Here is a 24,003-nt window from a genome sequence, read left to right on the forward strand (position 1 = left end):
CGATGCCGCCGCCGCGCCCTTGGCGGCGCTTTGCGCCGCCTGCGCGAGCGCGTCTGCCGCTCGCGCAACTGCGGCCGCGAGCCAGCCGGCCGCGACGCCTTCGTCGGCCGAGGTCTCATCGGCCGATGCCGCATCAGCGCCGCCCGCCGGAGGGGCGGACGCGACGCTGGCGACGCCGCCGAATCCCGGCGTCGGGTCGAACGGCACCCAGCCCGCGCCAGGGAAGTACACTTCTACCCAGGCATGCGCGTCCGAGCCGCGCACCGCGTAATCGACCAGCTTGGCGCCGCCATCGCTTGCCCCGGCGGGCTCGCCGACCGGCGTGCCGGGCGTGAAGCCCTTCACCCACCGGGCGGGAATGCCCTGCGTCCGGAGCAGCACGACCATCGCCGACGAGAAGTGGACGCAGTAGCCTTGCCGCTGCTCGAACAAGAAATAGTCGACGAAGTCGCTGCCCTTCGGCGGCACCGCGCTGTCCTCCAGCGTGTACGCATAGCTTCGTTTCAAAAACTGTTCGATCGCCTTCACCTGATCGTACCGGTTCGTCACGCCGCCGCCCGCGACTTCCGACGCCAAGGCGGATACCCGCCCGGGCAGCGAATCCGGCAGCTGCAAATAAGGCTCAAGCTCCGCCCGCAGCTCGGCCGGCAGCTCCTGCCAAGCCGCCTCGGCGGAAATTAGGTTTTCCGGATTCCCCTCAACCGCATCGGCATCGATTAGGTTTTCCGGATTCCCCTCAACCGTATCGGCGACGGATGCGCCTTCAGGTCTTCCATCATCCACAGAGGCCGACTCGGTCTCTTCCGGTTTCCCCTCTTCCGCATCCGTCTCCCACGGTCCGCCCCTATCCGCCGAAGCCGAATCCGGATCGGCCGATGTCGGCCGCGCGGCATCTTGATCCGCCACGGCGTTGCCGCCCGCCGAATCCCGCTCCGCCAGCTTCCCGTTATCCGAGGTGCTGCCCAAGGCGCGCAGCTGCTCCGCGTCCGTCACCGCTAGCACGCTCTCCACCGTATACCGCTCGATCTTCGCCGTCTCCGACTGCGCGAACAGAGCGCCCGACTCCTCGTCCGCAACGTAGCTGTTCAGCTTGCGCCTCGGGTCGGCCGCGATTAATTCGGACACTCGCCCGGACAGGCCGGAGCTGAATAACGGCATCGCCGCCGCAGGCTCCGCATAGACGACCGTTTGGCGGACAACGGGGCCCGTCTGCAGCCGCTCCGCTCCGCTTCCCGTTTCGACGGAGGCCGTTCCTCCGGCGCCGCGAATCGGGCGCAGCACCGGGGCGCTCCATTCCCCGCTCCAGCCGCGCCCGTCGTACAGCCGCAGCGCTTCCCCGCGCCAATATGCCTTGACCGGCGAGCTTCCCGTGAAAATAACGCGGTCGTCCTTCCGGACCGGCGCGCCGAGCTCGCGGTCGTCAAAGCCGTAGCCGGTAAAAGCGCCGCCGAGCCTTTCCAGCGCCGGCTGCCCGCTGACCGTAATGGAGGAGCCGTCGCCTCCGCCGATCGAGTTGACGGCGTTCTCCAGCCGGTCGGTAAGCGAGCTCGCCCAACCGGCGGGCGGCATCTCCGCCTCCTTGCCGCTGGCGAACAGAAGGCCGCAGCCGACGATCGTAAGCGCGACGAAGCCCGCTCCCGTCAGCCAGCGCAAATCCAGCTTCGTGAGCTTCCCGGTCCCGCCCGCAACCATCCGCCTCACTCTCGGCACGCAGACGACCGCGCCGAGCAGCAGCCCTTCCAGCACCGTCCGCAGCAAGCCGCCCATAATGTCGAAGCCAAGCCACACATGCAGCGCGAGCAAATACGCCGCCGTAAGGGCGGCAAGGCCGAGCGCCGTCTGGCGCATCCAGATGAGCGCCTGCAGCGCCGGCGCGAGCATCGCCCAGCCCACGAACAGCAGAATCGTTCGCAGCTCCCCGGACATCGCCCACAAGCCGTGCCGGAAGATCAGGCCGGCATGCTCCTTGATCATGCCGGGAAAACCGAGCAGCCACTCCACGCTGTTCTGATTCGTTCCTTTATAAAGCCACATGAGGCTGAGCACGCATAAAACGACGTTGAAGGGCAGCGTGAACGCCATCGGCAATCGGAACAGCCCGAGCCCGAGCACGCAGCCGATCACGAGCAAGAGCGGCTCGGGATGATACGCGATTCCCCATTCCTTGGCGTTCGCCCAAGGGAGCAGCCACTCCGCCAAAAGCCCGAATAGCAGGGCGCTCGTCAAAAGCCGGTAAAGGAACGGCCCGTCTCCGCCATCGCCGCCGGTCGGCCTGGCATCGCGTCCCGTCTCCGTCCGGCCGCCGTTAGACATCGACATGAGCTTCGCCCCCTTCCCCGGAAGCGTACGGCAGCTCGCCCATGGCGTCCGGCACGTTCAGCCAGGTGACCTTCACGCCGCCGCGCGCCAGCCATTGTTGCTGCTCGCGCATGGCGAAGGTCGGCGCATGATGGCGCGTCACGATAAAAAGCTCCATCCGGCAGCCCTGCTCCGCCGCGTACCCGGCCAGCTCGCCCCAGCTTCTTCCGCCCTGCCAATCCGCGGTGAAGACGAGCACCGCGCCGCCGCGCGCCAGCGCCTTCTCCCCGCTCGCAAGCGAGCCGGCCAAAGAACGTTGGCCGTCCGCCCGCAGCAAAGCCATCTCGCGCAGCAGCTCCGCTTCGCCGTTCTGCCGGCTCCAATCCTTCACGTCAGAGCCCGCAGTCGCCGCGCCCTGCCCCGTCAACAGCGTGACGGCATTGCCGCTGGCGACTGCCTGCCGCACCGCCAGCGCCGCCCAGCCGACGCAGGCGTCGAACAAGAGGTCGTCCTTGTCGTAACCGGCCGCCGCCGTATCGATCGCGATATAGGTTTGGACGGGCCGCTCCTGCGGGAACAGCTTCGTCTGCAGGCCGCGTCCCTTCGCCGCGCTGCGCCAGTCCAAATGGCGAAGCGAATCGCCTTCCCGGTAAGGCCGGCTGTCCGGACCGATGCCGGCCGCGCGCACGGCGGCGTACACCTCCTCGCGGCCCATCTCCCCTCTCGGATCGATGGGCGCTCCGGCAAGCGTCCGCCTTGCTTCGCCTGCCGCCGCGATGCCGGCTTGCCCGGCGTCGTCCAGCCTCTCCTCGGCGGGAAGGCCGGGCAGCACGATAAACTCGGAAGCCGCCTCGATTTTTTTGTGAACCGCGGTGAGGCCGAGCCAATCCCCGACCGTGACGGATACGGGACCGTACGGATGCCGTCCCCGCCTTAATTTATGCAAAAAATAATGAACGCTGATCTCTTTCCGTCCAAGCGGCGCGACGACCGTCTGGTAACCGATCGCCCGGCTCGAAGGGGAAGTCTCGTTCACCGCCGCATCCCGCACGGCGAACCAGACGAAAGGGACGAAATAGGAGCGTCCCACCGTTAAACGGACCGCTTGCCTTCCTCCCTCCCGCACCTCTTGCTTCATAACCGTCCGTTCCGCCCTTAAGCCTGCGGCGGCCATAATCGGCGCCAAGCCGCTGACGATGATGACGAGGCCAAGAACCGCAGCTAGAAACCATTCCGCTGCGCCGCCGCGCAGCACAATGGCCGCCAAGCTTCCGGCCCACCCGGCCGCGATGATCGTCCAAGCGAGCCATCTCGTCCGGTATTCGCCGCCTTCCGGCTCCCTCTTCAATGGTTCGGCTATGACGTCCTTTCGCACCGCCTCTTCCGGCTGCCGCCGCTCCGGCTCCGGAGCTCCCGCATGCCGAAACGCAGCTTCGCCGCCGAAGCCCTCCTGCCGCATCCGATCCTCCGTCGCGTGCGTATTCATCGGCGTCTCCCGCCTCCGTGGCCGATGCCCGCCGCGGCCGGCAGCGGGCATTCGCGGACCGCGCGCCGAATGACGGCCGCCGCGCTTGCGCCGGATGCCGCCGCTCCGTGCCGCAGCGACAAGCGATGCGGCAGCACGGCGTCGGCCGTTGCCAGCAAGTCGTCGGGCACCGCGTAACCCCGGCCTTCCATGTAGGCGATCGCCTGCGAGGCGCGCAGCCAGTCGCGCAGGGCGCGCGGGCTTAAGCCGAGCGCGACCTCCGGCGAGCGGCGCGTCGCGTCCGCCACCTGCACCATATAATCGAGGAGCGCCGGGTGCATATGCGTCTGACGGGCCTCCGCCTGCATCTGGAGCCACTCCTCGGTCGCGATGACCGGGCGCAGCCGCTCCGGCTCGACCCGGCTTCCGCCCGCGTATTGCTCGAGCATCCGCTTCTCCTCCGCGGAGCCGGGATAGCCGATCGTAAGCCGCATCATGAACCGGTCCAATTGCGCCTCCGGCAGCGTGTTCGTCCCTTCGAAGCTGAGCGGATTTTGCGTGGCGATCAGCATGAACGGAACGGGCAGCCGGCGGGTTTTGCCCTCCACCGTAACGCGCCGCTCCTCCATCGCCTCGAGCAGCGCGGACTGCGTGCGCGGCGACGTCCGGTTGATTTCGTCCGCCAGGACGACGTTGCCCATGATCGGCCCCGGGCGATAGACAAGCTCGCCCGTGCGCGCATCGAGCACGACGCCCCCGACCACGTCGGCCGGCAGCATGTCGGAGGTAAATTGGATCCGTTTGAAATCGCCGCCGACCGCTCGCGCGAACGCCTGCGCCAGCAGCGTCTTGCCGACGCCCGGCACGTCCTCCAGCAGCACGTGGCCGCCGGCGAGCAGCGCGGTTAATGTATGTTTAATGACTTCCTGTTTGCCTAGCAATACGCCCTCTACTTTGACTAGCAGCCGGTGCAGCAGCACCTGCGGCGCCTCCGGCCAATGGCGAAAGCGGTCCTCTTTCGGTTCCTCGGAAAATTGGGGAGATAGCATATCAACGTTCGCCTCCTGAAAAATAAATCTATCTACTTTTCAGTTTCCCCAGCTTCCACTCTCTTTAGACCTGCTAGAGCGCCCTCTATTATTCCGTCAACCATACTTCGCGCCGCTCGTCGTCATAGACGAAGCTGGCAATGCCGACGCCGAATTTTTGCAGCGTCGAGCGCACGGGAACCGCGATCCGCTCCTCCTGCACCGCTTCGGCATCTCCGGCGGGATTGCACATCCAGATGACGTGCACATTGTCCTTGCTCGCCTCGACCACGCCGTTCTCCAAATCCAGCACCGTGCTGCCGCCGATAAAATCCATCAGCTTCGTCAACGACAGTTCAATCGAGCCCTTGCGCATCCCGTACTCCTCCGGCGTCAGCTCCAGCTTCTCCTCGCCCCGATGCACAATGAGCACAGGCTCCTTCATCGCCTCCTGCTCCTGCCGCGCCTCGCGTCCGAGCGCTTCCGAGAATTGCGCCAGCTTCTTCGCCTCCGCCTGCGTCACCTTGGCCCGGCTCCACTTCGCCTTGCTTGCGAGCGCAAAACGAATCGGCTCCGTCTCCTCCGTAATCGGCGCGAACGAATACCCTTTCTCCTTGTAGTAGGCGATGATTTCCGGCAAAGCCTTGACCGACTCCTCATGGCCCGCGCTGTCATGCAGCAGCACGACGAGCTTATCCGCCAGCTTGGAGCCTCTGATCGCGGCGAGGATCTCGTCGCTCGGCACGCCGAGCCGCTTCGAATCGCCGCTGTCCACGTTCCAGTCATGCACCCGGTAGCCGGCCGCCTCCATCGCCTCGAAATAGCCTTTGTCAAAATTGCCGTACGTCCCGCCCGGCGCGCGGAACAGCGTCGACCGAACGCCGGTCGTTTTATAGATCAGCTCGTCGGTCTTCGTCACCTGGCTTGCGAATTCCGCAAAGCTGCCGTATAAGCTGTCATATCTATGATTAAACGTATGATTGCCGATCGAATGGCCTTCCTTCGCGATCCGCTTCGCCAGGGACGGGTGCTGCTTCACATGCTCGCCCAGCACGAAAAACGTCGCCTTCACGCCCGCTTCCCGCAAAATCGCCAGCACCTGCTCCGTGTTGCGGCTCGGCCCGTCGTCAAAGGTCAAATAGACGATTTTCCCGCTTGCCGCTTGCTTGTCCGCCTGCTCGCCCGTCTCTTGCGCAGCGGGCTCTACGAGCAGCGGCAGCTCTTCATAATAAGTCACCGTCGCGGGCTTCGCCGCGCCTTGACCTTCCACCGCCACAGCCTTCGCCGCCGCCAGTACTTGCACGGCCGCCGACTCCATCGCCGCTTCCCCTCTATACACCGCCAAGCCCCCCAGCTCGAACAACCCAAACCACGCCGCCATCACGCAAATCGCTGCCTGTACCAATCGCCGCATCCCCATCTGCCACCCTTCTCCCAGCTATGAATAGAATCTCGTCCTGGTAGATTATATGAGCGCCATTTCTACGAAATGACTGAGCCGGCTAGTTCTCGTTCCCGGTGCGCTAATAGAGTGTTGAGCTTTCCGCGGCGGCAGGCGTTTACGATGAGGAAGACTCACTATTTAATACCCTGAACCTTACGAATTGACGCAAATTTCCCGTCCCCCGCCGCAGGGTATCTCTCGTCTGTCAAATCCTACTTTAAATCTTCATAGGAAAATCTACTTATTTTTTAAGTTTACAGAAAATTCAACAAAAAATTTAAATTTCATCCTTTAAACTAACGGCGTGACAAACCGACCGCGCGAAGGAGGTGGATTCGGACCGGATAAGAAAAGGTCGAACGGTGTTGCCTGTTTTTCAAAAAACGATATCGGAGGGAGATTATGCACCGAACCAGTTTTCGAAAAAGATGGTTAACCCTTTCCATTCTTTTGGCTTTCGCAGTTTCGCTCGCCTCCCCTGCGGCAGGATCGGCAGCCGAAGCGAAACGCCTTCACTCTTCCCTGGATGCGGACCAATTCACGCCGCCTTCGGCAAAAATAGCCTCGACGTTCGATCATTCCTTGAAACGGGAAGCGCTGAAGCAAGGAGCCGTCAGCTCGAACCATTCCCTTTTAAGCAAAATCATCGAACCTCGAAATTTCGTCCCGGCTTCGGACAGCCCGGAGCCCGTCGACGTCATTGTCGAGCTGAAGACGGACCCCGTATCCGTCCATCGCACAAAAACGAAGAAAGGCCTTATGAAGTCCGATGATTTGCATCAAAGCGAGCTATCGGCCGAACAAACCGCATTCGAGGCGTCTTTGGCCAAATTAAGCGCCAAACCGAAAAGACAATATAAGCAAGTCTTTAACGGCTACTCCTTAACGATTCCAGGCAATCAAGTCGAGGGCTTGTTATTGCTGCCGGGCGTGAAAGCCGTCTACCCCGATCTGGAATTAAAAGTGTCGCCCATCGACAGCTTCACGCCGAATATGGATGAAAGCGCCCCTTTTATGGGAGCCGGCTACTTGTGGGATCTTGGGTTCGACGGAACCGGCATCAAGGTCGGCGTATTGGATACCGGCATTGATTACCGTCATCCAAGCTTGGCCCCGGCCTATAAAGGGGGATACGACTTTGTCGACGACGATGCCGACCCGATGGAGACGCCTCCCGATCCGAACGATCCGGAAGCGGCTACCGATCACGGTACCCATGTCTCGGGAACGATTGCCGGCCGCGGCGATCCGCTTAATCCCGATAGCGGCACCGGCTGGGTACGCGGCGTTGCCTATGGCTCCGATCTATATGCCTACCGCGTTCTGGGACCCGGCGGCACCGGCTCGACGGAGGATGTGCTAGCGGCCATCGAACGGTCGGTTCTCGACGATATGGATATCATCAACTTATCGTTAGGGAGCAGCGTGAACGATCAATATGACGCAACCGCTATCGCGCTGAACAACGCGATGCTGGACGGGGTCGTCGCCGTAACCGCGAACGGGAACGACGGCCCCGACGACTATACGGTCGGTTCTCCGGGAACGGCGGACATAGCGATTTCGGTCGGCGCTTCCTCGCCGCCGCTTAACATCCCTACGATTCAAGCAGACGGTATCGATAAGGCTTACGCGAGCATGATGGCCTATTCCCCGGAATTAGGGGATTTGCAAGGCCAGCCTTTGGAGCTAGTCGATGCGGGACTCGGCACTGCCGCGGATTTCGAAGGAAAAGATTTGAGCGGGAAGGCGGCGTTAATCGCCCGCGGTTCGATTTCTTTTACCGAAAAATCATTAAACGCGCAAGCAGCCGGAGCCGCCGCGGCCGTTATCTACAACAATGAACCCGGAAACTTCGGCGGTACGCTGGGCTCGGAAGGCGACTATATCCCTACGATGAGCCTTTCGCAAGAAGTCGGCTTGGCCCTCAAAGCGCAGGCCGATGCGAACGAGTCGTACCTCGTTACGTTCGGGATCGAGCTGGAGCAGGACTTCATCGGCGAATTCAGTTCGATTGGTCCCACCTTGCCCGGACTGACGATCAAGCCGGATCTTTCGGCGCCGGGCGTGGCGATCCGCTCCTCCGTTCCCGCTTTTGACGGAAATTACGAGAATGCCTACGCCGATTTGCAAGGAACGAGCATGGCCAGCCCTCATATCGCCGGAGCCGCCGCGCTGTTATTGCAGAAATACGGCACGATGGAACCGTTCGAGGTGAAGTCCTTGCTGATGAACAACGCATTCGAATTGGCCGACCGCGAAGGCCAGCGGTATTCGTCCATGGCGCAAGGAGCAGGCCGGGCGGACCTCGGGCCGACGATTGAAGCGAAGGCTGTAGCCATGGTCGAACAAGCAACGAGCGCGGTACCGGGCGGCGAGAGCATGCCGTATTTGACCGGCAGCATCTCCTTCGGACAGAAGGAGGCCGGGGCGGCCGACAAGAGAACTGTTACCTTAAAAGATATTGCAGGGACCGCTTCCGCCTATTCGATCGCCACGGTATGGCACGGCGAAGCCGCCGGCACCCTCACCACCAGCAAAACGAACGTAGCCGTAAGCGCGGGAGGCTCCGCACTTTTCGATATTGCGCTGCAAGTGGATCCCTATGCGGCCGACGGCCGTTACGAGGGGAAAGTCATTTTGGCCGAAGGAGGCGGGCATACCCTGCACCTTCCATTCGTAGTCTACGTCGGCGATGTCGATATCCCGGATGCGATATCCCATGTAGCCTTGGAACCGCCCATCTTCTCTCCGAATGGCGACGGCGTAACGGATACGGCCAATATTGCCTTTAACGTGAATTTGGCTTCTCCGTATTTCTCTCTGGATGTGTACGATGCCGTTACCGCGGAGTGGAAAGGAACCATTCTGGAGACTGCGGACGGCATCGCCCCCGGCAGCTATATCATTGAAGGCTGGGATGGCCAGGTAACGAATCCGTCGGGTTCGGCCCCGTTAGAGGAAGGCTTATACGTCATCCTCCCATGGGCCGGCAATGATGCGGCATCCGCCGCGCCGCTCGAGGCACAGGCATCGCCATTTGTCATCGACGTGAGTCCGCCGGTCTCGGCACTCGATAAGCCTGCTTATACAGTCCAGAAAGGCATGGCGACCATTACCGGGCAAATCAAAAGCGATTATATGATTGACCTGTTCGGCGATTATTCGGCTGTTGGCGTTGCCGCACTATACAAGAATAAAGGCTGGGTGCAAGCCGATGGCGTGATCGCGCCGGACGGCAGCTTCAGCATCCAGGTCCCGTATAAGCCAGGACTTAAGCCGGTCGAAGTCTACGTCTACGATCTAGCCGGCAACGGCACGCTGGAACCGGCCCATACCGTGAAAATTAAAAAAGGGAAGCCTAACAAGCCGAAAGGCGAGCTTGAGTGAAGAAGCGGAAGTGTGTTCGCCGTTATTAACGAAAGAGAGTCCCTTTGCGGGGCTCTCTTTCTGTCTGCGGCAGCAGGCTATGAGGAAGACTCAGTAATTTGTACCCTTAACCTCACTAATTTTCGCTGAATACCGGTCCCGCTCCAAAACAATGAGGCAAACCTCACTCCCCGTGAACCTGTCTTCATGGCGAGTGAGGTTTGCCTCATTAATCGTACACTTGCTCTAACTTAGCCGGTGGATTGTGAGGTTTGATTCATAATTAGTGAGGTTGGATTCATTAACTAGTTATTGCAGTAAGAATAAAAAAGTGAAGGTTGATAACCGCTTTTCAAATCCTGCCGTATCAAAACATTTTGTATTATGCTCACCCGAATCCAATATCCGTTACATAATACCTTTGGTAGTCCGCAACCGTAAAATTGATGGTATCTGACAGTATTAAGGCTAGGACTTTGTCACCTACCTCGATTTCCTCGATAGGTTCCTCCCCTTCGTCTTTAATTGGTACAGATTGCCCGTCCCATTGCTCTTTTGAGCGTAATGCTTGCATTAACCGTTCAATAGCAACCCAGCCTTCTGAATCCATTACTAATTCATATTCCCAGGGTGCATGCCTTAGCGCGTATGAGACCTTTTTACTTAACTTTTGATAATCCAAATTTAAACAAAGATTCAACGTAAGTGGATTCGTCAATTCACCTTCATACCTATCCTCCATTAATTTCCATCGTTGCTCCTAACAATACGAGCGGATTTCATCCTGTTGGTACGCTAAACTATATACCGTCTTTGGCTTGTCCAATTGTTGATGGATGGGGCTAGGAAAAGAAAACCACATGGAGTTGTTACACTCGCATGTGGCGCAAATTTTGTATAATTATTTCAACTGCGAGTCAATGTATGCCGCATATTCCTCAATAATTTCCCTAACTACCTTAATACTTCTTGTCCTCTTTTTAAACACCGGTTTTTCCCAATCATTATTTTCAATTAAAAACAAAGTAAACTGACCATTTTCTTGGAATGACGGATACCAGCCTACATCAATTAGAAAACGATTGCTGTACACTATCTGAATTAAATCCTCTTTTAATTCTTCATATGCTTCTGGCGTATTAAATTCGACATTTTCCGGGAAATTATTAAATACAATTTTTCCAGAACCAATTGATAAGTCGTTAATCACAAACAGTCTCCTTCACTTCGTAAGTTTTTTATATTCAGCTACTGTTATTGGGTGACCGTGAATAGTTCCACCGCTATGTTCTACACGAATGTATTGCGTTTCTTTTCCATCACTCGCTCCAACAACTTGGTCGAATTTGAAAACCTTCCAGTCTTTCCCGTTAGTTACAGGAGTCCCATTGGCCCAAACAAATCTCTCTACTGCTTCTATATCAGTACCATGAAGATATCTGGCAGGGCCACCGTTTTTAGTTGACTTGATTACTGCTTTCCATGAAAGGTTTTTTTGAGCAAAGTGTTTATAACCGTGATTTGTCCACTTTACGTTAGCATTCGGACCGGGACCTACTAAATCATACAAGGACATGAGCGCTATTAGCGGAGTTGTATTGGGATCCACTAGCGCCTTCATTGATGAAACGCCCGTGATGTCCTCCATAAACATCTGCATTTCATACATCTGTTGAACAGCAACCATGTTGTTGGCTCTTGTTAAATTATAGTCGACATATTGTTTGGAAGACCAATAGTTTGCTGTTGCAGGTAAATATGGACCAAACGTCCCTAAATATCCAACACGTTTACCATTTTCTATAATCGGATGGCCGGAAAACTCATTATCACTTCCCATATATACCGAAGAAGAAGAATTGCAACTACCGCCATGTGCCCAATTACCATTTTTAGAAACACAGTAATTGCCTGTCGGATCAACATAAATCAACGGATTATTATGCACATACGTATAAAGATTCTGACTCAACGGATTGGAGAGTTCCCCCTCATACGTATCCTCATTAATAAACCTTCCCACACTTGGATCGTACCAGCGAGCACGAAGATACTGCAGTTCAGTCGTTTCGTCCCAAAGCTCGCCAGAATAGCGGAAGGAGTTATCCACTTGTTCTTGAGCCTCAAGCGTATTGCCCCAAATATCGTAATCGTACTCGTTCAGCACCGCTCCTGCTTCGTCACGAATACCAACTACGTCGCCGTGCCCATTGTGGAGATAGTAGCCCTTCTCTCCTGCACCGTTTTCTTGAAGCGTCAAGCCTCCGTTCCCTCGCAGATAGCTGACCTTCTCGATAACTTCTCCGTTGGGCTGCACAATACCTTCCGATACGATTAGTTGACCGTCATAGTAATAACGAGTGATAACCCCATTTTCTTGCCGTTCAACAAGAAGATTATCCCCGTTATAGCGATAAGTAACAGTTTCACCGTTCTCGTTCGTTACTTTTTTCAATCGGTCCCATTCATCGTATTCATAAGTCATTGCTTTCGGGAATCCGATATCGCTATCTGTGGACATCGTTTGTCGGTTTCCGCGATTATCGTAGGCATACGCTTCGTTATATTCCGATGAAGTGCTTATACGGCTTAATGGATCATAGCTGAACGTATCGCTCGAAGTAAGTAGTCCATGGTTGGATTCGTTTAATGATGTAATGTTTCGATTCGAGTCATAGCCATAACCATATTCCCTCTCAACTTCGCCACTTGTTGTCTTAAATTTCAGGTTTGTTAGACTATTGTCCGTATAGCTGTACTCCGTTTGCATGCCGTTCGCTTGCTGCTGGAAGGATAATTGTCCGTTAGCATAATAATTATAGTTTTCCTGAACTACATCATTCCATGACACGTTCTCCAGTTGATTCCTATTATTGTAAGTATATCCTACGGTATCAGAGAAAGGTGTCGTCATCTGCAATAGTCGGCCGCTTTGATCATCATACGAATAAGCTATCGTTTTACCGTCTGGATAAATCACCGATTCCAATTCGGCTGTATGCGGCTTATAGGTATACTGCGTTGTACCCGTTCCATCTGTCATCGTCTCACGGGATCCGTTATCCGTAAAGGTGAAGGAAATGGTCTCGCTCGGTCCTTGCTTGCTCATAAGATAGTTTCTGTTATTGTAAGTGTAGTGGAATACTTGTCCCGCTTTATCTACGAGCCTGATCCGGTTCCCGTTAGCGTCATAGTAGATCGTGTCGCTCTTTTGCAAAGGATCCGTGCTCCGGATCAGCCTGCCCAACTCATCGTACTCCTTCAGTTGCTTGTTTCCATCGGGATAGGTTGTTTCAATTAGATTACCGGCCATATCGTAGGCGTAGCTCGTCGATTCAAGCATCGCATTCGTTACTTTGCTCAATTGGCCTAATTGGTCATAAGCAAAAGTAGTCGTTTCATTGTTGGCATCTGTCTGCTGAACGACTAAGCCATTCACAGGGTCGTAGACGTTCTGTGATATGAGCCTGATTCCACCGCTTGCGATAGATTGCTCTTCTACTTTTTCCAGCCTGCCGAACTTGTCGTAGGTTTCGTGCTGCGTATAACCAACTGCATCCGTACGAGTCACAATCCGAAGGGCATCATTGTACGTCGTTATCGATTCTGAATTATCCGCTTCAATGGTCTTTGTCGGTCGGCTCCAAGCGTCGTACTCCATTTGGACCCGATTATCCAGCGCATCCTTACTTTCGATGACACGTCCGTGAGGATCGTAAACCAGTTGAACTCTTCTCTGATAACCTTCGTTATCAATTACGCCTTCCTCTTCTTTCCATCCAAGGCCGTTCCAACGCGTTAACGTTCGATTTCCAGCTACGTCCGTAATGGTAACTGTGTTAAGGGTATCGTCATAGGCTGCGCTTAAAATTTTGCCATCCGGATGGAGTACCTGCTTGATACGTCCAAGTTTATCGTACTTGTATTCCGTTCTGTTATTATTGCCGTCGATTGAAGCGGTCACGTTACCGGTTAATCTGTCATACTCGGCACGAGTCGTTATGGTAGAGGTTTCGTTATCCGCGTTCGTCACCGTCACGCTCTGACTGGTCGGGAATGCATTCAAGTAGCTGGCATCGTATTCAACAACCTTATGCGTGCTCTTATCTCCATTCAGAACGGTAATGCTTGTTACATTTCCATGGCTATCGAAGTTGTTATAGCTAATTTGCTGCAGGATAGCACCGGATTCATTGTCATTCCTAATCGTTGTTTGTGTAATATCTCCTTGCGTATTTCGCGTATGCGACGTGTACGTGAATCGGTTTGCATCTACCTGCATACGCTCGCTAAGCATCCACTTTTTAACAGGGTCATACGTATAAGTTGTCGTAATCCCATTTGCGTTTGTAGACTGCAAAACATTCCCGTAATCATCATATTGGGCGCTTGAGGTAAAAATATCGCTATTCTGATTATTGCTTTGTGTCGTTGTTGTCGGTACGGAAACCGGATAAGTACGGCTGCCTACTTTTTTGTCATAGGCATATGTTGTTTTCTTCTCAATTTCACGCGCACGCTCGGTTTGTTCTTCTAATAGAATTACCGAAGGCGTTTGGTCATCAATGTAATCCTTTTTGTAACGATACGTCGTTTGCGTAAGCCCATTATCGATCGATGTGGAGAACGAATGATCTTGTCCGTAGCTTTGTCCGACATCGCTGCTATTATAGTTCATGGTATGACGGTTAAAGTCTCTCGTTTCGCCTGTTTCATAAACTAACTGATCCAAACGGGAAACCACTCTATACGCTTCTTGAACGGAATTCGTTCCGATTCGTCTCGTAACCGGCTGCTGCTCGTACGTATATTCTGTCTTTGCGCCTGTCGGATGCTGGATTTTCCAAAGCAGAGCATACGGATTTGTTTTGGCGCGTTCCGGATACGAAGTCATCAGGTTAAATTTAGCGGAAGCTAACTTATAGGAATAAGAAGTCAGTCTTCCTTCGGCATCGGTAACCGAATCCAGAAGCTCGATTCCTTCTTCGGTATGCTTCTTATACGTTATCGTTTCGGTACCATTGCTGATAGTTACTTCCGCATTAGTGTAAGTGATCTGTATCGTATTCCCGATCGCGTCCTTGATCTGGCTAAGAAGCTTTCTGCCGTAAGCAGCATTTTGAGTATAGAAAAACTGTATGGTATTGTCATAGGCATCGGAAATTTGGAGGATGCGCCCGTCTTGCGCAAAGTATTGTTTCGTTCTGCCGTCTACTGTTGTTAATACATGGCTGGAGACTTCTCCGTTTACGGTTACCGAAGTGTCGGTCGTGAATGACAAACCTTCCCATTTGTAGCCTTTCAGCTTGTTGCCTTCCACTTCATACCGACCGCCGTCTGCCAGGTTCACGTATCGTTTGCCGTCCTCGGACTCAACATGCGGGAGACTCCAAGACCAGCCTTTGCCGATTGGATATAATTTTTCGTTCAAAGGCATAGCGGTGTCGTTGAAATAGGTAACACCCGTTCCCGTGCCGACTTGGTAACTCCTAACTTCCGCGTTTGGACTGTTGGACACGTAATAATTGTATCCGTTCTCGCTCCCTAAGCTTGCTCCGGGGCTGCTATTAATCTCGTTCCTAACTGTAGTAGCATCGCTGGAATATTCATAAAGAGGCGTAACCAGCTGGACAGTTGTGCTTTCTGCTTCATATGGGAGGGCCTCAACCCATTGTGAACCGCTAATTTGATAAGCATATCTCCATCTACCGCTGCCATTAGATTGCCACGGGCCATAGTTTACCGAGCTGGTATAACCTGGTTTCGTTACCGTTCCTCTGTAGTTTTGTGTCCAGGTACGGGTGTCTACAGCTGGTTTTGTTACTGTTCCCGAATAGTTTGCTCGCCAAGACTTTGTACATTGATAAGGATATTGGCCATTCGTCGGGCAAGCCTTAATTACATCTGTAGTTGTTCTACTTAAAGTGCCGGTATATCCACTACCGCTGTAATTTATTGATGAAGGGCAAGAAGTACCAGAACTTATTGCTTCCCAAATTCCCGATTGATTATATCTTCCAACAATAGAATTTTCGCATGAACTAGTCGCTGTTTTCGAGTCAGCAGGTGTATAACTTCCAGCTGTCACATAAGGCGCACCTGTCTTATAAAGAGCACCGCTGTATCCGTTTTGCGAATACATAACGCTACTCGCAAAATCATTCGAACTTGGTTTGCTTCGTGTGTCTGTACGCGTTATAGAGTCTGCTGGAATATTAAATGTCAGCGGCTGGTTCTTGACTTGTTCCGCTTGAGCTTGAGTCGAATACGTACCTCTAGTCTTCGGAACCGTGTCAATAATAAAAGTGTTATAATCTACCGATCCGTTACCATCGTAATCTTCCTGCACCCACTTTGCTTCGTTGTATTTCACTTGATATTGATGCATGATTCTTTTTCTTACCGCATTATATTGCACATAGTAATGATAAACCCCATAAGAGTAGGTCTGAGATCCATACTCCATATCATAGAATTGGGATTCGCTTGAATTGTATTGACGAACCAGAGAGAAAGATAGGCCACCTCTGCCTGGTAGAGTCATATCCGTATATCTCGTCGAGAGACTCCCAGATAAACTTGAAATCGATTCATTGTTTATCCCAACCGAATAGGGAGCTTCATTTATCGTCGTTTTATCGTAAACCGGAGCAGTCTCAAGCACCGGTTCATCAGCCAACGCATTCATATTTGGTACCTCTATACCCTCAAGGACCTCGTCCGTTGGTAAAGGTGATTCTACCGGTTTTTCGGTTGGCTCGGGAGTCTCTTGCGGTTCCTCCGTTGAAATAGGCGAGTTTGTCGCTTCTTGTGTCGGTACAGACGATTCGGCTATCTCCTCGGTTGATTCAGACTCTTCGGTTGCTTGATCCGTTGGGGCTGTAGTCGGTTCTTCCGTTGGTGCCGGGGATTCAGGCGTTATATCAGTTGGTGCAGGCGATTCGGCGGGTTCGTTCGTAGGTGCAGGAGACGCTGTCGGCTCCTCTGACGGCGGTGGGGATTCAATCGGTTGTTCGGTTTCAATCGGTTCGTATACTTGTCCGCTCACGGTTGAATCCTCAAATTCAACAATAACCAGATCGCGAAGTGCAGGCGAGGACAACTCATTGTAAACCTCTCCGGTTACCGTTGAGGATAAATTAACTTCTCGCGCAAATATAATTTGCAGCGCATCCTCGAAAGGAATACCATCGATCTCCGCTTTGAAAAGAGCCGAATAGATCTGACTAAGCGTATAACTTGAATCCATATATTGTTGAATAAATTGTTCGGTGACGGAGAAGCGATTTATAACGGTCTCTATCGTGAGTGAAGGATTTGAATTTGAATTCGTTTCCCCTTCCGCTTTAATCGTCTGCTGTCCATAAGGTGTCATTAATCCGATGAAAAATGTGATTATTAAAACTATGGAAATATGTCGTATTAGTCTCCTATAAGTCAACAATTCAATCGCTCCCTTTATACAACTCTCTGAATCGTTTTTAGATTGCCGTTATCATCATAGACATATTTGTACTTCACGCCGTCAAATTGAACATAATCAATCCGGCCTGCAGCATCGTACACATAGACGATCGCATTGTTTAAAACGACTGACATTGGATTTAACTTATATCTTGACCCGTTACCGAGTTGATCGTATTGATTGGATCCCCAGCCCCATACGGTCCCGTCATTTTTAACAAAAACAGTATGCTCTCCTCCGACCGCTAAAGAAAGGATGTGAGGTATCTCATAAACTTGGTTCGGCGTTCTTTTAAGGATTAACGAGCCGTCGCCTAACTGACCTTTAGTATTAATCCCCCAAGTCCAAACGGTTCCGTCGTGTTTAATTGCAACTGAGTAATAAGAACCGGCAAATATAGATTTCACATTTGTTATGTTGCTTGCTTGAACAGGCGTATTTCTGACTCCCCCTGCTCCGTCGCCAAGTTGGCCATAAAGATTCTGCCCCCAAGAGCGAATTGTCCCATCTAGCATTAAAGCTAGCACATGCGTTAGTCCCGCTGATATTGAAGTAGCATTAGTCAGCCCGCTGACTTGTACCGGCGTACTGCTGTCAGTAGTTGTTCCATTCCCAAGCTGCCCGCTTTGGTTTTGCCCCCAAGACCATACCGTCCCATCATCCTTTAATACAATGGAGTAATTGCCATTAGCAGCAACTGCCGTCACATTAGTTAATCCGCCCACTTGCGCAGGAATTGATCTTGCTGTCGAAGTTCCATTTCCAAGTTGACCATTTGTATTATCTCCCCAAGTCCAAACCGTGCCGTCGTTCTTCAGAGCTATGGAATGATTAGCTCCTGCGGAAACAGCCACCACATCTATTAATCCGTTTACTTGTATCGCAGTGCCTCTTTGCGTCGTGGTTCCATCGCCTAATTGTCCGTTCGTATTGCGTCCCCATGCCCAAAGCGTTCCATCTTCTTTAATAGCCATTGAATGATTGATGCCAGCATATACGGACGCCACACTGTTTAAGTTTTTTACTGCTGTGGGATATATCTGAGTGAACGTTGTGCCATCCCCTAATTTTCCGTAAGAATTTCCACCCCAACCTGAAACTGTACCGTCTTGATGAACAGCTAAAGTGTGGCTCTCCCCTGCCGACAAAGCTTTAATTTCCGATAAACCGTTCACTTGCTCGTATTCCGTACTGCGGAAGCCTACAACGCCAATCCCCAGCTGACCATAGTAGTTTAATCCCCAGGAGCGTAGCGTCCCGTCCTTTTTGACAACTACAGTATGACTTCCTCCCGCCGAAATAGCCTCAACACTTGTTACACTATTTAACTTTGTGGCTACCAATCTACGCGTCATCGTCCCATCTCCAAGACGCCCGCTATAATTATCTCCCCACACCCATACCGTGCCGTTGTCCATTATCGCAATCGAATGACTTTTTCCAGCCGATATTACGGTTATATTTTCAAGGCCTGTGACTAGATTGGGACTCACTTGCTGAGCGGTTGAATTAATCCCAAGTTGACCGGATGGATTATGCCCCCATGAAAACACTTCCCCATTCTGGCTTAACGCCAACGAGAAGCTGCCTCCCGCAGATACCGTTTTCATATTAGACAATCCGCTAATTTGAACCGGAACTAGTGAGATTGTGGTTGTTCCGTTTCCGAGTTGTCCATTCGTGTTGTTCCCCCAAGTCCACACGCTTCCATCTTGTTTAACAACAATAGAATGGCTGCCGCCGGCTGAAATTGCTTTTACGTTGGTTAATCCATTCACTCGAGTAGGAACAGATCGCTGGATAGTAGTCCCATCGCCCAATTGTCCGTTAGCGTTATTCCCCCACGCCCAAACCGTCCCGTCTTGTTTTAAAGCTAATGTATAATAGCTGCCAGCTTCTACTTCGATAATGTCAGATAATCCCGGAACCACTGTAGGAACTGTTTTAAAAACAGTAGTTCCATCCCCTAACTGCCCATTATTATTATTTCCCCAAGTCCATACCGTACCATCTCGTTTAACTGCTACTGAGTGTTGTTCACCTGCAGATACTTCTATCACATCAGAAATACCATTCACCTGAATCGGTGAACCATTATCCAATGTCGTGCCGTCGCCTAGTTGTCCGTATTGATTGAATCCCCATGACCATACTGTTCCATTCTTCTTTAAAGCCAGTGTGTGGCTATCGCCTGCAGATACCTGAGCCGTTGATAGATTAACATTGGCAGAATCCGCACTGAGACTTGAAGCACCACATAGCATCGAAATCGCAACTACAGCACTAATTAACAATCTAGGTTTCATAGATTAGCCATCCTCACTCTCTAGAACGTTTCTACATACACGACAGAACTACGTTATAAGAAAATCGTCACATGTACTCCGACCACCTCCAGAACTACCTTTCATTGACAAACAAGAAACTACAAAATGATAGAAAAAAATACAAATCATAGCATGTAAATTATATTATTTACTGTATATTTTTGTATATAGCGAAGACTTTCTTTTATTGTCGACTGCTGTCGCTATTACACGAGCCATAGTTTTTTAACTCCTACCCTTATTACCTAACGCTTCAACAATCGTCAAACTATATTTTGGCAACAAAAAACGCCCCCACCACCCGGCAGGGACGTCCCATCCACTATTTAAAACGCAGCAACAATCGCGCCTTTATACTCTTCCTCGATAAACTGCTTCACTTCTTCGGTACGCAGCGCATTCGCAAGCTTCTGCATCGCTTCGGAATCCTTGTTGTCCGGGCGGGACACGAGGATGTTCACGTAAGGGGAGTCGTTGCCCTCGATGAACAAGGCATCCGTCGTCGGCACGAGGCCGGCTTCGAGCGCGTAGTTCGTGTTAATGAGGGCGAGATCGACCTCATCCAGTACGCGCGGCAGCGTCGCTGCTTCGACTTCGCGGATGTCGAGCTTCTTCGAATTATCAACGATGTCGGCCACGGTGCCGTTAACGCCGACGCCTTCCTTCAGCGTGATCAGGCCGTTCGCGGCCATGAGCGCAAGCGCGCGTCCGCCGTTGGACGGATCGTTCGGGATGACGACCTTGGCGCCTTCCTTCAGCTCCTCGGTTGTCTTAACCTTCTTCGAATATGCGCCGAACGGCTCGATGTGAACGCCCGCTACGTTGACGAGATCGTAGCCCTTGTCCGCGTTGAACTGCTCGAGGTACGGCGTATGCTGGAAAAAGTTCGCGTCGATTTGCTTCTCGTACAGCTGCGTATTCGGCTGAACGTAGTCGTTGAACTCGATAATTTCCAGGTTCACGCCCTGCTCCTTCAGCATCGGCTTCACGTATTCCAGTATTTTAGCGTGAGGCACCGGCGATGCCCCTACCTTCAAGGTCACTTCGGCAGGCGTCTCTTCCCCTGCCCCTTGGTTCACTTCCGCGCCGTTGTTCTCGGGCGCCTTCTCCTGGCCGCAAGCCGCCAGCGCGAACATCAGCATGAGCGCGACGACCGCAAAGCTTGTCTTCTTCATTTTCCTACCTCCATTGCTGTAATTGCTATCTAAGCTGAAAATATATATAAAAGCCTATTTCCTGCTGAAACGCCTTACGAGTGCATCGCCAATCGACTGCAGCACCTGCACGAGCACGATGAGCAGCGCGACGGTCACGAGCATGACATCGGTCTGAAACCGCTGATAGCCGTATCGGAGCGCCAAGTCGCCGAGGCCACCGCCGCCGATGACGCCGGACATCGCCGTGTAGGAGACGAGCGTCACCGCCGTGATCGTGACCGCCGCTAGCAGGCCCGGACTCGATTCGCGCAGCAGCACGCGCCGGACGATGTCCCAATTGGACGCGCCCATCGCCTGCGCTGCTTCGATGACGCCGCGGTCGACCTCGCGCAGCGACGTCTCGACGAGCCGCGCGAAGAACGGCGTCGCCGCCACGACGAGCGGCGGGATCGAGCCTTCGACGCCGAGCGTCGTGCCCGTAATGAGCTTCGTCACCGGCATGATCATGATCATAAGAATGACGAACGGAACGGAGCGCAGTACGTTTACGACGAATGATAGTATCCCGTACACGACGGGCTGCTCCAGCAGCTGCCGGCGGGACGTCAGAAATAGGATAATGCCGAGCATCAGCCCGAGGATAACCGTAAACAACAGCGATGCCGCCATCATGTACAGCGTGTCCTTCGACGCTTCCCAAATTTCCGGCCAGCGGACGTTCTCGAAGCTCATCATACCGCCTCCACCTCCAGCCCTTCCGCGCGCAGCGCGCCGATGACGCGCTCAACCTCCGCGTCGCTGCCGATCAGCTCCACGATGAGCTGGCCGTACGGCGTCTCCTTCATGCGCGACACCGTGCCTTGCAAAATCGCGAATTCGACTCCCGTCGGCTTCACCGCGTTATACAATATCGGCTCATACGTCAGGTCGCCGATATACGTCATGCGCAGCAGCCGGCCCTTGCGGCCTCGCAGCAGCTGCCCATTCGCGCCGCTGTCCGCTACCTGGTCGACGAAATCGCGGGTCACCGGATGCTCCGGCTTCAGGAAGACATGTAGCACGTCGCCCATCTCCACGATCTCGCCCTTGTCGATGACGGCGACGCGATCGCAGATCGAGCGGATCACGTTCATCTCGTGCGTGATCAGCAGAATCGTGATGCCCAGCTTCGCGTTAATATCCAGCAGAAGCGATAAGATCGAGTTCGTCGTCTGCGGGTCGAGCGCCGAGGTCGCCTCGTCGCACAGCAGCACGTCGGGATTGTTCGCGAGCGCTCGCGCGATGCCGACGCGCTGCTTCTGCCCGCCGGACAGCTGCGCCGGATATTTGTCCGCGTGCTGCTCCAGCTGAACGAGCTTCAGCAGCTCGTCCACCCGCTTATTGATCTCGGCCTTCGACAGCTTGGCCAGCGTCAGCGGGAATGCGATATTGTCGCGAACCGTCGACATGGACAGCAGGTTGAAATGCTGAAAAATCATCCCGATCCGCCTGCGCTGCCGCTGCAGCTGCCCTTCGGACAGCCCGGTCAGCTCCATGTCGCCAACCGTCACCGTCCCCGACGTCGGCTTCTCAAGCAGGTTGACGCAGCGGAGCAGCGTGCTCTTGCCCGCGCCCGAATGGCCGATAATGCCGAATATTTCCCCTTTATGCACCGTTAGGCTAACGTCCCGGACGGCTTCGACGGACAACCCGCCGACCCGGTACGATTTTCTGATGTTATGCAGCTTGATCAGTTGAATACCCTCCTATCGGACAAACAAAACCAAATTATATTACCGGGACCGGATGATGTCAATGAGCAAGACCTACCACTCGCCAGCATCCCTGGTCCGATCGTCCATGGAGAATAGGCACCAATGCTGCTGTTATTGTTTCCTTCGAACGGCAATTTACTCCAAGGGGAAACGCACCTTGCCGGGGCATATAAACGCACGCCTTGCCGGGGCAAAAAGAAGCGTACCCGGACGAGATAGCCGAATACGCTTAATCGATAGCCCAATCGTCATTCGAGCGGCGATGACTGCAACTGCCTTACGACCGGACGTCCGCCCGAGCCAAGCCTAACCTTCCGATGGCTTTTTCTTCGCAGCCGGCTTTTTCCTCGCAGCCGGCTTTTTCTTGACCGCCGCCTTCTTCTTGCCCTCCCGCAGCTCCTTCACCGCTTCGAGCACCTTCTCCGTATGGCCCTTGATCAGCACCTTGCGCCATTCCCGGACCAGCTTGCCGCCCTCATCAATCAGGAACGTCGAGCGGACGATGCCCATATACTCCCGGCCGTACAGCTTCTTCAGCTGCCAGACGCCGTACAGCTCGCACACGGCATGCTCGGTATCGGCCAGCAGCAGGAACGGAAGCTCATGCTTCTCGATAAACCGCAAATGCGTCTTGACCGGATCGATGCTGATGCCGATAATGACGGTGTTCAGCGCCAGCATCTCCGCGTTCGCGTCGCGGAAGTCGCATGATTGCTGCGTGCACGTCGCCGTCAGGTCCTTCGGGTAAAAATAGAGCACGACGTTCCTTCCGCGAAAATCGCTCAAGCGCACGTTCTCGCCGTTCGATCCCGGCAGCTCGAAGTCCGGCGCAGGTTTGCCAACCTTCGCCTTCGCTTTCGTTCTTGCCATCTCCCTCACCTCCAAGTTCCGGTCTTCGCTGCTTTACGATCCCGCGCCGCGGTAACGCTTCACGCCATGGTTCCACATGAACAGGCCGAGCGAGAAGACGATGAGCCCCATCACCGGCGTCAGCAGCGCCAGCTGCGACAGGTCGTCCGTCTTTTTCTCCAGGAAATAGGAAGCCGGAATGACGCCGACGAAAGCGAACGGCAGCAGCCACGTCAGGACGAAACGGATCACTTTATTGTAAATATTGACCGGATAGCGGCCGTAGTTCTGAATATTGTACATGAGGGGCACGATGCCCGTCGGCGCGTCGGAGAAGAAGGAAATCGAGCTGAGCGCCGTGTACAGGCCGGCATAGATCAGCACCGCCCCCAGCACGAGCAGCGCCATGATGACGAGATCCCATACGTGGAACGGCAAGTCAAGCTGCGTCCAGCACATGACCATGATGATCGCGCCCACGAGGGAGCCGATCAGCGACGGCGGGTCGACGTTTTCAAGCAGCACCTGATATAGGCTGTGCGCCGGCCGCGTCAGCACCCGGTCCATCTCGCCCTTGACGATATAGCGCTCGCTGAAGTTCCATATGCCGAAGAACGTGCTGAACAAGCCGTACGGAATCATGAAGAAGCCGTAGACGAACACGACCTCCGCCTCCGACCAGCCGCCAAGCGACGGCGTATGCTGGAACACGATCAGGATGAAGATCAGGTTCATCCCTTGGAACAGCAGGTCGGACAGCACTTCGATCCAGAAGTCGGCCCGGTACGTGAGCCTAGTCTTGGCGTAGTTCTTAATATATTCCCAAAATAATGTCGCGTATCTCATC

At 53.9% G+C, this 24,003-nt stretch carries 14 protein-coding genes; 1 reads left to right on the top strand and 13 read right to left on the bottom strand.

Features of this window, described 5'->3' with window-relative positions; all coding sequences use genetic code 11:
* From IDH41_RS21745 to IDH41_RS21760, 4 genes are all read right to left on the bottom strand, one after another.
* A partial coding sequence (locus IDH41_RS21745; protein WP_223829947.1) for a transglutaminase-like domain-containing protein occupies positions 1–2,319 on the bottom strand: 2,319 nt, incomplete at its 3' end.
* Positions 2,306–3,784, bottom strand: a complete 1,479-nt coding sequence (locus IDH41_RS21750) for a DUF58 domain-containing protein (protein WP_190864812.1) — start codon at positions 3,782–3,784, stop codon at positions 2,306–2,308. The genes IDH41_RS21750 and IDH41_RS21745, both read right to left, overlap by 14 nt.
* A complete protein-coding gene (locus IDH41_RS21755; RefSeq protein ID WP_190864814.1) occupies positions 3,781–4,812 on the bottom strand; it encodes an AAA family ATPase in 1,032 nt (343 codons plus the stop codon). The genes IDH41_RS21750 and IDH41_RS21755 overlap by 4 nt, the downstream gene beginning before the upstream one ends.
* Positions 4,813–4,900: 88 nt before the next feature.
* Positions 4,901–6,205, bottom strand: coding sequence for a polysaccharide deacetylase family protein (locus IDH41_RS21760; protein ID WP_190864815.1), 1,305 nt, complete (start codon positions 6,203–6,205; stop codon positions 4,901–4,903).
* A gap of 432 nt (positions 6,206–6,637) precedes the next feature.
* On the opposite strand from IDH41_RS21760, the gene IDH41_RS21765 reads away from it, so the two are divergent.
* On the top strand, positions 6,638–9,625 hold the full coding sequence (locus IDH41_RS21765) for a S8 family serine peptidase (protein ID WP_190864817.1): 2,988 nt from the start codon (positions 6,638–6,640) through the stop codon (positions 9,623–9,625).
* A gap of 367 nt (positions 9,626–9,992) precedes the next feature.
* Here IDH41_RS21765 and IDH41_RS32205 read toward each other — a convergent pair whose 3' ends face one another.
* The 9 genes from IDH41_RS32205 to IDH41_RS21810 form a co-directional block, all read right to left on the bottom strand.
* A complete protein-coding gene (locus IDH41_RS32205) occupies positions 9,993–10,346 on the bottom strand; it encodes an RNA 2'-phosphotransferase (RefSeq protein ID WP_190864819.1) in 354 nt (117 codons plus the stop codon).
* A gap of 159 nt (positions 10,347–10,505) precedes the next feature.
* Positions 10,506–10,814 carry a hypothetical protein gene (locus tag IDH41_RS21775; RefSeq protein ID WP_190864820.1) on the bottom strand — a complete coding sequence of 103 codons (309 nt, stop codon included), beginning with the start codon at positions 10,812–10,814 and terminating at the stop codon, positions 10,506–10,508.
* Positions 10,815–10,826: 12 nt separating this feature from the next.
* Positions 10,827–17,048, bottom strand: a complete 6,222-nt coding sequence (locus tag IDH41_RS21780; protein ID WP_190864821.1) for an RHS repeat domain-containing protein — start codon at positions 17,046–17,048, stop codon at positions 10,827–10,829.
* Positions 17,049–17,062: 14 nt separating this feature from the next.
* Complete coding sequence (locus IDH41_RS21785) at positions 17,063–19,375, bottom strand: RCC1-like domain-containing protein (protein WP_223829948.1); 2,313 nt, start codon at positions 19,373–19,375, stop codon at positions 17,063–17,065.
* A gap of 347 nt (positions 19,376–19,722) precedes the next feature.
* Positions 19,723–20,571, bottom strand: a complete 849-nt coding sequence (locus IDH41_RS21790) for a MetQ/NlpA family ABC transporter substrate-binding protein (RefSeq protein ID WP_190864823.1) — start codon at positions 20,569–20,571, stop codon at positions 19,723–19,725.
* Positions 20,572–20,625: 54 nt separating this feature from the next.
* Positions 20,626–21,285 carry a methionine ABC transporter permease gene (locus tag IDH41_RS21795; RefSeq protein ID WP_190864827.1) on the bottom strand — a complete coding sequence of 220 codons (660 nt, stop codon included), beginning with the start codon at positions 21,283–21,285 and terminating at the stop codon, positions 20,626–20,628.
* On the bottom strand, positions 21,285–22,286 hold the full coding sequence (locus IDH41_RS21800) for a methionine ABC transporter ATP-binding protein (RefSeq protein WP_190864979.1): 1,002 nt from the start codon (positions 22,284–22,286) through the stop codon (positions 21,285–21,287). The genes IDH41_RS21795 and IDH41_RS21800 overlap by 1 nt, the downstream gene beginning before the upstream one ends.
* Before the next feature lie 327 nt (positions 22,287–22,613).
* Positions 22,614–23,177 carry a thioredoxin-dependent thiol peroxidase gene (gene bcp / locus IDH41_RS21805; RefSeq protein ID WP_190864830.1) on the bottom strand — a complete coding sequence of 188 codons (564 nt, stop codon included), beginning with the start codon at positions 23,175–23,177 and terminating at the stop codon, positions 22,614–22,616.
* Positions 23,178–23,210: 33 nt separating this feature from the next.
* Positions 23,211–24,002 (bottom strand): ABC transporter permease, encoded by a 792-nt coding sequence (locus IDH41_RS21810; RefSeq protein ID WP_190864832.1) that lies wholly within the window; start codon positions 24,000–24,002, stop codon positions 23,211–23,213.
* Position 24,003: the final 1 nt, after the last annotated feature.

It is taken from the genome of Paenibacillus arenilitoris, from assembly GCF_014705655.1.
In the GTDB taxonomy this organism is placed as follows: Bacteria; Bacillota; Bacilli; order Paenibacillales; family Paenibacillaceae; genus Pristimantibacillus; species Pristimantibacillus arenilitoris.